Source organism: Achromobacter kerstersii (assembly GCF_902859595.1).
Classification (GTDB): Bacteria; Pseudomonadota; Gammaproteobacteria; order Burkholderiales; family Burkholderiaceae_B; genus Achromobacter; species Achromobacter kerstersii.
In genome coordinates this window covers 13,690-26,615 of the sequence record NZ_CADIJQ010000001.1, presented here as the reverse complement: position 1 = coordinate 26,615, position 12,926 = coordinate 13,690, and the positions used below count along the sequence as shown (strand labels likewise).

Here is a 12,926-nt window from a genome sequence, read left to right as displayed (position 1 = left end):
GAAGGCGCAGGCCGGTAAGCACGATCGTCAAACCAGCAGCCAAACGATCACCGTTCCCCACGTGGTCAGCAGAATATGCCCGAGCGCCACGGTGCCCGAGTAACCAATGACGGCGACCGGGCTATCCGATTTTTCCTGAACCGCGGCCAGGCCGGCCGTCATCGTTTGCGCCCCGGCCAGCGCCCCCAGCAGTAAAAGCGGTTCCAGGCCAAGCAGATATCGTCCCACCAGCAATCCGACGAATTGCGGAACCATTGTCACCACAATGCCCGCCAAGAATATGGTCAGCCCGACTTCGCGCAGGGCATCGACAAAGACCGGGCCTGCCTTCAAACCGATCATGGCCACGAAACCGGCCAAGCCGATCGACTTCATGAACTCAAGCGCGCCATGCGAGATGCGGCCAAACAAAGGCTTCGCCGAATTCCGCCAGCCCACCAACAAGCCCAGGATCAGCGTGCCCACACTGCTTCCAATGGCGATATGCATGCTGCCAATCGGCAGCACAAGCGACGTCCCAACCACCGCGCCGATGAAAATTCCAAAACCCAACGCAACAAAATCCGTGGAATCCATATCCCGCACCACGCTGCCGATACGCGCGGCCACGCGTTCAACGGCAGGCTCAAGCCCAACAATGCTGAGCACGTCACCACGCTGAAGCACCGTGCCGGAACCCACCGGTATTTCTACGCCATCGCGCCGGATTCTGCGCAGAAACACGCCGCGCACTTCCTCGGCTTGCTCCGCAACCTGAGCGACCGTCTTGCCGAACAGCCGCGAGTCAGACAGCACGACATCGAACACCGCGCTTGGAATGTCGCGCAGTTCCCGGTCGGGTTCTTCGACGGCGTTGCCGTCCAACAGCTTGATGATCACGTCGCTTTTGCCAGAGACGGCAACGATATCCCCCGCGAGCAAGACGGTATCGGGCGCGGCCAACAGAAGGGAGCCGTCGCGCCGGATGCGTTCCACGAACACGCGCTCCGGGGCGTACAGCGATTCAACCCAGGCGACGGTTTGGCCCACCGCGGGGTGATCAGACTGAAAGCGATAGGCGCGCAAGTCGAACTTGCGCCACGCGGAAGTCACGCCAGCTTTCTGCCGCTGAATTCCATAGACCAACTCAAGCTTGGCGCCTTCGGCCTTCAGATCCAAGCCCAATAACTTTGGCCCCAAACTCGAGCAGAACCAGATGACGCCGAACGTGCCAAAGATGTAGCACAGCGCATCGGCCACGGCGATTTGGCTGATCAGCCGGTCTTTCTCCTCGACGCTGATGGGAAGATTCCGGATCGCTTCGCTGCCTGTGCCAATCGCTGGCGATTCCGTCAGCCCGCCTGATAGCAGGCCAACGGCATACCCGACCTCGAGCTTTAGCAAGACCGCCAGCCCCCATGCCGTGAGCAAGCCCGCAACCGGCACCACAATGCCAATCACCACCCACCGCCATCCGCCGTCCTTCATGCCTCGAAAAAAGCTTGGGCCCACGGAGTAGCCAATGCCGAACATGAACATCAGGAACAGCACCTGCTTGGCGGTGTCGGACACCGGCACACGGACGAAGTAGCCAATCAGCAGCCCCGCGAGCAAGGACCCGGTCACCGGCCCGAAGCCCACACCGCGAACCTTGAATCCACCGACCCAATAGCCCAGTCCGATTGCAAGGAAGACGGCTAGCTCGGGATAGCGCTGCAGCATGTTGCTTAGGAAGTCCATGGCGTTCGGCCCTCGAAAGTCGACGTTCTGGATCGTGGATGCGGCGCGCACCTGGGTGCTGGCGTCCTCCGGCTGCGCGCGCGGATATGTGATGCATTGTTGCTACCGATCAAGCGCAAAGTCCATGCTAATTTCGGCAAAATACCGTCAGTCCCCGCAAACGAAGAACGCGATGAATCGTCATCACGCCAAGCCGAATGCGACAGCGAGCTTGAACGCGCCGGTTCGATTCTTACGCCTTTTCGCCGGGATCATCATGGACGTCACACGTTGCCCGGGATCACAATCAAATTCAGCTGCCAGCATCGGCAGCATCAGGTGGTGGCTCCCGGAGGCCCGCCATGAAAATCGAAGCGCCGGGAAAATCTGGACGCCGGCCGCACCTTGCCCTGCCTGAATGGTTACGCCATTACGACAAGCAGTGGATGGTGAAGGACGTCACGGCGGGGCTGACGGCGGCAGCCGTAGTCATTCCCAAGTCCCTTGCCTATGCCACCGTTGCAGGCTTACCGGTGCAGGTGGGGCTCTATACCGCGTTCGTGCCGATGATCGTGTATGCCTTCCTTGGCACGTCCCGGCCGCTCAGTGTCAGCACCACCACCACGCTGGCCATTCTTACCGCAACCGCGCTGGATCGCGCCGTGCCTGGAGGAGAGCCCGCTCAACTTCTGATTGCGACCGCGACGCTTGCGCTGCTGGTGGGCATCGTGCTGATCGCGGCGTCGCTCTTTCGGTTGGGATACCTGGCCAACTTTATTTCCGAGCCCGTATTGACCGGATTCAAGGCGGGCATTGCGATTGTCATCGTGGTTGATCAGGTGCCCAAGCTGCTCGGCATCCACTTCCCGAAGGGCTCGTTTCTATCAAACGCACTGTCCATTCTGCAAGGGCTTCCGCACCTCTCAATCGCCACAGCCGCCGTCGGCGCCATCACGTTGGTCCTGCTCCTTGTGCTTGAACGCGGCATGCCGCGCGTCCCTGCGCCGCTGGTGACCGTCGCCATCGCCATCGCGGCCGCCAGCCTGTTCGGCCTGAGTGATCTTGGCGTGCAGACGGTGGGCGCGGTACCCACGGGCTTACCGTCGTTGACCCTGCCGGACGCCGCGTTGATCGGTCAGCTCTGGCCCATGGCGCTTGGCATTGCGTTGATGAGTTTCACCGAGACGATCGCCGCCGGACGCGCCTTTGCGAAAGTGGGCGAGGCCTTGCCAAACGCCAATCGGGAATTGATCGCCACGGGCTTTTCGAATGTAGGCGGCGCCCTCTTCGGCGCCATGCCTGCGGGCGGCGGCACCAGCCAAACCGCAGTGAATCGGCGCGCCGGCGCCTGCACGCAAGCAGCCGGTTGCGTCACGGCCGCCGTCACGCTGGGAGTCATGCTGCTATTGGCCCCCTTGATTGGCATGATGCCGCACACCACCTTGGCGGCGGTCGTCATCATGTATTCGGTTGGCCTGTTCAATCCGGCTGAGTTCAAAGCGATTGCCAAGGTGCGGCGCACCGAGCTGGTTTGGGCGCTGGTTGCACTGGCCGGGGTGGTGCTGCTTGGCACGCTGCAAGGCATTCTGGTGGCCATCATCGTGTCGCTGGCCGCCCTGGCCCATCAAGTGTCCAACCCTCCCCTGCACCGGCTGCTGCGCAAGCCGCACACGAACCTGTACCGGCCTGCGTCCCCCGATCACCCCGACGATGAGGCGCTTGCAGGCCTTCTGCTGCTTCGGCCCGAGGGACGCATATTCTTTGCGAATGCAGACAACATCGGCCGGAAGATCACGCAGTGGATCGCCACGACGCGGCCCAACGTCGTCGTGCTGGATATGGGCAGTGTGTTCGATATCGAATACACCGCGCTGAAGAGGATGAGCGAGGCGGAGAGCCGACTGAGCCGCGACGGCGTCTCGCTGTGGCTGGCGAACCTGACCCCCGGCGTGCTTGCAACGGTCAGGCGGTCACCGCTGGGCGAAACGCTCGGCGCAGACCGTCTGTTTCAAACGATTGAAGGGGCGGTTAACCAGTACCAGGACACCTTGCTGCAACGCCCTTCGCCGACAACCGGCATCACTAGCTGAGCTTTCGCATTCGCGTTTTGGAGGCAACGGGGCGGTCCTCATCAAGCGGGGCAAGGATGGGAAAACAGAATACGCCACGCTGCCGCAACTCAATAATTGACGACGCTGACGCAGACAGCGCGTTGCGGGGAATATTGAGGTGCGTGCGCTGGTCCAGGTTCATCCCGGTGACCGTGTAGGTGACCAGACGTCGACCACGGCCAGGATGCGCCTGCCCATTAAGGCTATTAATCAGCTTGACGTACTCATTAGGCGGGATCGCTCTCATTTCGATCATGGTGTCTCGCTCCCAGACATCGCGTGCCTACTTCTGACGGCTTAACTGAATTTTATCGACCCCGCACGAACGTGTGCGCGGCGAATACAGCCTGACTGGTCAAATTATTGACAAGGATCAACCACCGCGAGCGGCCACCGCAGAACACGCCTGATGGTGACGGTTCATCGTTTAGCGTTCGGTGCTCTTATCCGGCGCCGCCGGCGCCGAATACCACTGTTCCGGCGCCACCACCTTCGGCACGTCGGGATCTCCTTCGTAGGCGGGGGTCATGATTTGCACGCCGTATTCGTTGAAAACATCCAGGATATGGCGGTGCAGATCTGCATAGATCTTGGCAATTCTCTGCGTATCGCGGACATACACATTCAGTTCATAGGTAACCGCAAAGTCTCCTAATTTGGTCAGCAGGATGAAGGGCTTGGGATCGGTAAGCACGACCGCCGTCCGCTCAGCCGCGGCGCACAACATGGCTTCCACCTGACGCCACGGGGTCTCATAGCCGATGCCGACCGTGGTGTGAAGAATCAGCCCTTGGGTGCTGGCCAGCGAACTGTAGTTGGTGACGTCACTGTTCAGGATCTGGGAATTCGGAATTGTGATTTCCTCGTTCTTGTTCGTCCGAATATGGGTCACCTGAAGGCGAACGGAGACGACCTCGCCGATCACGTCACCCACTTTGACCCGGTCCCCCACCTTGAACACCCGTCGATACGTCATCAGATAGCCGGCGATAAAGTTCGAAATCGCCGTCGATGAGCCCAGCGATATGACCAGGCCAATGAATATCGAAATGCCCTTGAACGCCGCCGTTTCAGAGCCGGGGATATAGGGGTACGCGACGATGAACGCGAAGGCCAGAATCAGCACCCGGACCAGCTTGTACGTGGGCATGCCCCATTCCGGCTCGAACTGCGCAAACGTCACCCGCTTGTGCTCAACCGCATCGAAGAAATGCCTGACCCGCCGCAGGGCAAACCGTGCCAGGTAGAAGATGAGGACAAGGATAAGAATGTCCGGGATCACTGCCGCCGCGGATTTCCCCAGATTCTCGGCGGTGTCAGTGGCCACGTTCAACAGGCCGTTGGACAGGGACCGGGTCCAGGGAAAGAGCGCAAGCACGTATTGCAGGTACACATACACCGATGCCACCACGGTCACGACACCAATCGCCAGCACCAGGCCGTGCAATGCCTTCCAAATGGTGTCTGAACGCAGAATCTCAAAAGACTGGATATCGACCGCCTTGACACGACTCTTCAACAGCTTGGATACCGCCTTGTCCAGCCACCGGTTAAGCAAGAGCAGCACGGCAATGACCAGCGCCAGCAGGACCGTAGCCCCGGCGCAGTAAAGGCCAGCCTTGAGCAACGTGTCGGCTCGGCGCGCCGCCCGGAATTCGTCAATGGCTTGTTTGATTCGCAGCAAGTGCAACGCCGCAAGATTGTCGCGGGTGGTCTGTTCAAGCTGGGCGTCCGCGTCGCTCACAATGATCAACGGGTTCTTGCCCGCCATGATCACCGTCCCGTTCCCAACGGTGTCGGTTCGGAGATCGGCGCTTGCCAACGAGGCATCCGCCGCCGCGTTCTTGATACGCTCGGTGATGGCCTCGGCGCGCTTACCGGCAGGAAAAGAGGACAGCCCCCGGACTTTGAACAGCACTTGCCCGTCGATCTCGACCGGCGCCGTCTCCAACGCCAGTTCAAGCGACGCCGCTTCCGAACGCGCGTCGTCCGCCGCGGCACAAAGCGCGGGCGTCAAGATCAGCAGCAACACAGCAAGGATGGAGACCCGAATTCTTCTAGTCATTTTGCCCCCTCGTGCCGATACCGCCGTCTTCGTCCAGCACAGACAGCGCTTGCCCGGCCAGCACAATAGTTGGCCGAGTGGTCGCAGCGAATCCATGTTAGCGCCGTTGATCGGCGAAATGCATTGCCTGCGACGAATTTCTGAGCATGCCGCGGGCGAAGGCGCGAGCGAAATGCTGGCGCCTTCGACATCAACAAGGCAGCGCGCTTAGGCCATCAGGAATAAGACCGCACTGCGGCTGATACCGGGGCGGGACACCAAGGGGTGCAGTCGTACCCTTGCCTGCCTACCCTTCGTAACGCCGCCCTTGCTCCAGCAATTCCGGCGTGCCGATCACGGCGTTCAAGCCGTCGAAATCCAGCATCTGATCCTTCCACGGCGCCGTCGTGCCGTGCTGGAGCAGGCTGCCGTAATAGCCCTGCAAGGTGTGCGCCACGGCGCGTGCCGTGCCGCCCGGGAAGATGACGATGCGAAAGCCCAGCGCGGTCAATGCGTCGGCGCTCTGGACTGGCGTCTTGCCGCCTTCGACCATGTTGGCCAATAGCGGCACGCGGGAGGCAAAGCGGGCGCAGGCCGCCTGCATCTGTTCTGGGGTGCGCAAGGCTTCGATGAACAACGCGTCGGCGCCCGCTTCCAGATAGGATTCGGCCCGGTCCAACGCGGCGTTCAATCCGTCGACGGCCAGCGCATCGGTGCGCGCCAGGATCAACGTGGACGACGACACCCGCGCATCCACCGCCGCGCGCAGTTTGCCGCACATCTCAGAGGCGGGGATCACCGTCTTGCCGTCCAGATGGCCGCACCGTTTGGGAAACGTCTGGTCTTCCAGCTGGATCATCGCGGCGCCCGCGCGTTCGAAACCGCGCACCGTGCGTTGCGTGTTCAACGCGTTGCCGAAGCCCGTGTCGGCGTCCACGATGACCGGCGTGACCACGCGTTCGGTGATGCGGGCCAGCGTGTCTTCAACTTCCGAATAGGTGGTCAGCCCGATGTCCGAGCGTCCCAGCCGGGTGTAGGCGATTGACGCGCCCGACAAATACAGCGCGGAAAAGCCTGCCTGCTCGGCGATCAATGCCGACAAGGGGTCGTAGACGCCGGGCGCCAACACGGCGCCCGTGGCCAAGTGCGCGTTCAAAGGTTGCATCATGAAGATTCCTGTACAAGCGTGCGGTGAAGCAGCGCGGCCGCGGTGGCGGCGGCAATATGGCCGCCCGCCACGGCACTAAGCAGTCCGTTGCCGGACAGATAGCCCGACACGTCGTTGCCCGACACGCCGCGCGCCGCGCCGCCCGCGGCCAGCAGGTTGGGCAGCGGTTGGCCGTCGTGATTCAGCACACGGCATTGCGCATCAATATCCAGCCCGCCTTGCGTATGGAACAGCGCGCCCGTGACCTTGATGGCGTGATACGGCGCTTGCAGGCTGCGTTCAAAACGGCGGCTGTGTGGGTCAGGGTTCGGGTCACTGCCCGAACCGCTGCCCGAACCGCTGCCCGACCCATTGCCCGAGTTAATGCCCGAGTTAATGCCCGAGTCAATGCCCGAGTCAACGCCCGAGTCAATGCCCAAGCCCGGGTCGGAATCCGTTGCATTCGGACGGACCCCTTCCAAGGTTCGACGCAATGTCTCCACGTCGCATCCGATCAGCGCGGCCAGTTCTGGCAGGCCGGCGCACGTCTTGACGGCGTGGCCCGCTTCGGCCGCAACGAAATCCGGAAAACCGCGCGCCAACGCCAGGGTGCGGTCGTCGAACACATTCCAGGCCACACCGCCCGGCTGCGACAGCACGTGGACGGCGGCTTCGGAATAGCCGTGCGTCTCGTCATGAAAGCGCTGGCCGCGCGCGTTGATCTGTACGCCGCCGTCCATCATCACGGCCCACGAGATCAGCGCCCCTTGCGGCGTTGCCCAGGAACCATGCCCCTGGTAGCCGCCCAAATCCGCCAGCCGTGCGCCCAACTGCCTGCCCCATGCGATGGCGCTGCCGTCGTTACCGACATGGCCGCCGTAGACGGCCTCGCGCATGGCGGGCAGATGCTCGGCCACCATGGCCGTGTTGCCGCCAAAGCCATTGCAGGCCAGCAGCAGCACGTCGCAGCCGATCACATCCATCGAGCCATCGGGCCGTTCGCATCCGACAGCGGTCACGCGGCCGTCGTCATCGACCCAGATGTCGCGGGCGAGTGCTCGCGCCAGCAACATCGCGCCCGCCGTGGTCGCGGCGCGTTCCAGCGCGGCCACCAGCGCCTGGCCGGTGCGTTCCGGCAACGTGTGCATACGGCGCGCGGAATGGCCAGGGTAGAGAAAGCCGTCCAGCACGTCGAACGCCAAACCATGGCGCGCCAGCGCGTCCATGGCCGCGGCGGCAGCGCCGGTGTAGGCAGCCACCAGATGCGGCGCGGCCGTGCCGTGCGCCTTGGCCTGGATGTCGGCCGCAAAGCGCGCGGCGTCATCATCGATGCCGGCCGCGCGCTGCACGGCGGAACCCGCCGCCGGAATGAAGCCCGACGACAGCGCCGTCGACCCGCTGGGCGTGGCGTCGCGCTCGATCAATACCGTTTCAATGCCAGCTTCCGCCAGCCGCAACGCGGCGGTCAGCCCGCAAGCGCCCGCGCCGATGATGAGCACGGGCACATGCATGGCGTCCGCGTGGGCCGCGGCGTCTGGCTTGCCCTGTTTGACGACGGGTGCGCTCATCCTGCCAGCCGGTCCAGAAAGCCCTGGCAGGTGGTGATGTCGGCCACCGTGCGCAAGTCAGCCAGCGCGGCATCGTGCATGGCAGGCGTGGGCGCGGCGCAGCCGTCGGCCAGCACCGTCACGTGATAGTCGCGCATGTGAGCATCGCGCGCCGTGCTGGCCACGCCACCGTTGGTGACGATGCCGGCGATGACCACGCTGGACACACCCGCGCGGCGCAGCACCCAGTCCAGCTGCGTATTGAAGAACGCCGAATACGCCACCTTCCAGACCGACACGTCCACCAGCCCGTCCAGCTCGGCCACGTTGGCCTGACCGCGCGACCCTGCGGCGAAATCGCCTTTCGCGAGGAACGGGCGTAATTGCTTCAGATGCGGCGAGATCATGGGTTCGCCATGCGCATCAGGCCACAAGGTGAACAGGCTGGCGGCCACCAAGCCGCCATGCGCCTTGACCGCGCGGGCAACCGGCGCCACGCGGGCTGGCAAGGCGCGCGCCTCGCGGCTGACGGCGCCGCCCCGGTCATACGCGCCGCCCGGCGTCAGAAAATCGTTTTGCAGATCGACGATGAGCAATGCCGTCGTGCGAGGGTCCAAGGGATGCATGGTGGTCTCCTAGGCGTCTTGACGGCTGATCAACAGATTGCCCAGCGCATCGACGCGGCCGGCAAAGCCGGGTTCGATCCAGATGGTGGTGTCCGGCTGCTCAAGAATGGCGGGGCCCGGCACCTCGGCGCCTACCGGCAAGTCCAGGCGCGCATAGCGCACGGCGTCGCGCCATTGCCCAGCGTGAAAGACGTGTTGCGTACCCAGCGCTGCGGGCATGTCCTGGCAGGTCGGCGCCAGCAGCGACAGGTCAAACTTGGGACGCTGGCCGATGCGGGCATAGCGCAGGTTCAGAATGCGCACGGCAATGCCGCTCAAGGTTCGGCCAAACGCCGCGCGGTAGGCGCGTTCGAAGGCGGCCGCAATGCCCGGGCGTGTCAATGCATCGCGCGTGACCTCCACGCGCACGGTGTGGCTTTGGCCGACGTACAGCATGTCCAGCTCGATGCTTTCACGGATGCCTTCAAAGGCCACGCCTGCCGAGTCCAACCGTTCCTGGCAAGCCGCCGCCAAGCCATCGATGCGCGCGACCAGATCCTCGGTATCCAGCGCATCCAGCGCCGTGTTCAGCGTCTGCACGCCGTCGTGCCGCATGTCGGCCATGACGCAACCCAGCGCAGACGTCACGCCCGGGTAGCGCGGCACGATGCCGTGGGCGGCGTCGACTTCATTCATCATGGCGCACACGTGCAGCGCGCCGCCGCCGCCGAACGGCATGTAGGCGAACTTGCGCGGATCGTGCCCGCGTTCAATCGACACCACGCGAATGGCGCCCGCCATCTTGGCGTTGGCCACCGTCAGGATGGCCTCGGCTGCGGCGTGTACGTCCAGGCCCAGGGGTTTGGCGACGTGCTCGTCGATGGCGGCGCGCGCCAGCGCCACGTTCATCGTCGCCAACAGGCCGCCACCCAGCGGGCGGTCTGCCGAAATGCGGCCGAGCAGCACGTTGGCGTCGGTGACGGTGGGGCGGGTGTTGCCCCGGCCATAGCAAGCCGGGCCGGGGTTGCTGCCCGCGGATTCTGGGCCGACCTGCAACAGGCCGCCCGCATCCACGCTGGCAATCGAGCCGCCGCCCGCGCCGATGGTTTCGATCTGGATCATCGGCGCGCGCACGACCATGCCGAAGTCGATCACGGTTTGCGCCGACAACGAGGCTTCGCCGCCCGCCACCAGCGACACATCGAATGACGTGCCGCCCATATCCCCGGTGACGACGTTGGGAAAGCCAGACGCGCGCGCAATCGCCGCGCAGGCGATCACGCCCGCCGCCGGCCCTGACAGCGCGGTGCGCACCGGCACATCGCACGCCGTCTGCCGCGACATCACGCCGCCGTTGCTCTGCACCACCAGCAGTTCACCTTCGAAGCCGTGCTCGCGCAGGTCGGATTCCAGACGGGTCAGATAGCTGCCCACCACCGGCTGCAACGCGGCGTTCAGCACGGCGGTGGAGCAACGTTCAAATTCGCGGATTTCGGGCAGCACTTCAGTCGCCGCGGTGACATGGCTGTTCGGCCAGATCGCCCGCACCCGGGCCACGGCCTGCGCTTCGTTAACCGGGTTCGCATACGCATTCACGAAGAACACGCACACCGCTTCGCAGCCCTGCTCCAGCAACGACCGCGCCGCCGCCTCGACCTGGTCCAGGTCCACCGGCGTATGCACCGTGCCGTCGGCCAGCACGCGCTCGCTGACTTCCAAGCGCAGGTCACGCGGAACCACCGGCTCGTAGTTGCCGCGCAGGCCCCAGGTTTGAGGACGATCGCGGCGGCGCATTTCCAGCACATCGCGAAAGCCCGCCGTGGTGATGATGCCGGTGCGCGCCACTTTGCGCTCCAGCAGCGCGTTGGTGCCAACGGTGGTGCCGTGCACGATGGTGGCGATGGCGCCCGCGCCATCCGCCACGCGGGCAATGCCGTTCATGAAGCCGCGCGCTTCTTCGCCGCGCGTGGACGGCACCTTGACGACACGCGCCGTGCCGCCGGCCTCGTCCAGCACGAACAGGTCCGTAAACGTGCCGCCCACGTCCACGCCGACGACCAATCCTTGAGTGGGTGTTTGATCTGCCGCGCTCATGCCAACTGCTCCTTCTTGTTGTTGGCGATATCGCCCACATAGCCCATCTTGCGATCATGCTCACGCGCCGTCGTGCTGCGGCCGGCGGGGTCGCCATACCCGCCCCCGCCCGGCGTCTCCAGCCGCACGCGGTCGCCGCGCTGCAACTGGATGCCCAGCATTTTTGAACTCATGGGCGGCGTGCGCCATTGCCCGTCCTGCTGATAGCGGAAAACGTTCAGCGCGGCCTGGCCGCCGCCCGCGATGCCCTTGGGCGCGCTGCGCCCGCGCTCACCAAATATGAACGCCTCGGCGCTGTCTTCCAACAATTCAATTTCGTAGATGGCGCCCAAGCCGCCGCGATGCGCCCCGTCGCCCGCCGAGTCCGGCCGCAACGCCCATTGCGTGAAGCGCACGGGATAGGCGGCCTCAAGGATTTCCAGCGGCGGAATGGTGGCGGTGGAGATCGGCGCGTTGCCGTGGCTCAGGCCATCGCCATCGGAATGGCCGCCGTGGCCGCCGCCAAAGAAACTGAACATCACCCAGCGCTGGCCCTTGCGTGCCGCATCGCTGCGATAGCCGGCAATGGATAGCGCGTTGATCGTGCCGTAAGCCTGCGCCATGGCGCGTTCGGGCGCGGCTTGCGCCATCGCGCAGAAGATCACGTCGATCATGCGCAGAATGGTTTCGGTATAGCCGCCCACCGGACGCGGCCGGTCGGCCGAGATGACCAGGCCATCGGGCAACACCACGTCCACCGCGTCCAGCACGCCCGCATTGGCCGGCACATCCGGGAACAGGTGCTTCAGCGCCACGTAGCACGCGGCGATGGCGGTGGCGCGCGAAATATTGACGGGGCCCGCGCAGGCGGGCGACGTGCCGGTGAAATCCAGCGTCAGCCGGTCGCCCGCGATCTTCAGCGTGAGCGCGATGCGCAGCGCCACGTCGCGCACGCCGTCGTTGTCCAGCATGTCCTCGAACGCGTATTCGCCGTCGGGCAGCTGCGCGATGTGGTCACGCATCAAGCGGCGCGCGCGCTCGCGCAAGGTGTCCAGGGATTCCAGCACGATGGCGTCGCCGTACTCATCCAGCAGGCCATCCAAGCGGCCGGCGCCCAATTCCAGCGCGGCCAGCTGGCCATTCAGGTCGCCCCACAGGCTGTCGGGCAAGCGCGTGTTGGCTTTCAGGATGGCCAGCACGTCCAGGTCCAGGATGCCCGCGCGCACGATGCGCACCGGCGGAATCTGCACGGCTTCCTGCCAGCATTCGGTGGCCGCCGGGTTGTAGTTGCCCGGCACCGCGCCGCCCACATCGTGCCAATGCGCGGCGGACGCCAGAAAGCAGAACAGCTGGCCGCCACGGAACACCGGGCGCACCAGCTTGAAATCATTGGCGTGCGTGCCGCCTTCGTAGGGGTCGTTGAACAGCCAGACGTCTCCTTCCACCATGCCGCCGCGCTCGGCCGCCACCTTGGCGGCGGCCTTCACAGCGAAGGCCATCGCGCCCACGAAGACGGGCAAGCCAGACTTGCCCTGGATCAGGGTGGCGCCCGTGGCCGCGTCGTACATACCGTGGCAGGCGTCGTGGGCCTCGGCAATGATGGGGTTGAACGCGCTGCGGTACAGCGTCGCGTCCATCTCATCGGCAATCTGTTCCAGACGGCCCTTCAGGACCGCCAGGGTGACGGGATCAAGCATGGTG

The 12,926-nt window shown here is 64.4% G+C and carries 9 protein-coding genes; 1 reads left to right on the top strand and 8 read right to left on the bottom strand.

Annotated elements, in window-relative coordinates; all coding sequences use genetic code 11:
* Nucleotides 1–27 precede the first annotated feature (27 nt).
* Nucleotides 28–1,719, bottom strand: coding sequence for an aspartate-alanine antiporter (gene aspT, locus HV765_RS00125; RefSeq protein WP_175168399.1), 1,692 nt, complete (start codon nt 1,717–1,719; stop codon nt 28–30).
* A gap of 341 nt (nt 1,720–2,060) precedes the next feature.
* Between aspT and HV765_RS00120 the strand changes: the two genes are divergently transcribed.
* Complete coding sequence (locus tag HV765_RS00120) at nt 2,061–3,788, top strand: SulP family inorganic anion transporter (protein ID WP_175168398.1); 1,728 nt, start codon at nt 2,061–2,063, stop codon at nt 3,786–3,788.
* On the opposite strand, the gene HV765_RS00115 is transcribed toward HV765_RS00120, so the two are convergent.
* The 7 genes from HV765_RS00115 to HV765_RS00085 all read right to left on the bottom strand — a co-directional run bounded on the left by HV765_RS00115 (nt 3,781) and on the right by HV765_RS00085 (nt 12,922).
* Nucleotides 3,781–4,065 (bottom strand): hypothetical protein, encoded by a 285-nt coding sequence (locus HV765_RS00115; RefSeq protein WP_175168397.1) that lies wholly within the window; start codon nt 4,063–4,065, stop codon nt 3,781–3,783. The genes HV765_RS00120 and HV765_RS00115 overlap by 8 nt on opposite strands.
* A 171-nt stretch (nt 4,066–4,236) precedes the next feature.
* On the bottom strand, nt 4,237–5,970 hold the full coding sequence (locus HV765_RS00110; protein ID WP_254600379.1) for a mechanosensitive ion channel family protein: 1,734 nt from the start codon (nt 5,968–5,970) through the stop codon (nt 4,237–4,239).
* Between the two features lie 190 nt (nt 5,971–6,160).
* The gene (locus HV765_RS00105) at nt 6,161–7,021 is read right to left on the bottom strand and encodes an isocitrate lyase/PEP mutase family protein (RefSeq protein ID WP_175168396.1); all 861 of its coding nucleotides are present in this window, start codon (nt 7,019–7,021) and stop codon (nt 6,161–6,163) included.
* Entirely contained in the window at nt 7,018–8,568 is a 1,551-nt protein-coding gene (locus HV765_RS00100; protein ID WP_175168395.1) for an FAD-dependent oxidoreductase, read from the bottom strand. The genes HV765_RS00105 and HV765_RS00100 overlap by 4 nt, the downstream gene beginning before the upstream one ends.
* A complete protein-coding gene (locus tag HV765_RS00095; protein WP_054426041.1) occupies nt 8,565–9,173 on the bottom strand; it encodes a cysteine hydrolase family protein in 609 nt (202 codons plus the stop codon). The genes HV765_RS00100 and HV765_RS00095 overlap by 4 nt, the downstream gene beginning before the upstream one ends.
* 9 nt (nt 9,174–9,182) lie before the next feature.
* A complete protein-coding gene (locus HV765_RS00090) occupies nt 9,183–11,246 on the bottom strand; it encodes a hydantoinase/oxoprolinase family protein (RefSeq protein ID WP_175168394.1) in 2,064 nt (687 codons plus the stop codon).
* The gene (locus HV765_RS00085; protein ID WP_175168393.1) at nt 11,243–12,922 is read right to left on the bottom strand and encodes a hydantoinase B/oxoprolinase family protein; all 1,680 of its coding nucleotides are present in this window, start codon (nt 12,920–12,922) and stop codon (nt 11,243–11,245) included. Before HV765_RS00085 ends, HV765_RS00090 begins: the two co-directional genes overlap by 4 nt.
* Nucleotides 12,923–12,926: the final 4 nt, after the last annotated feature.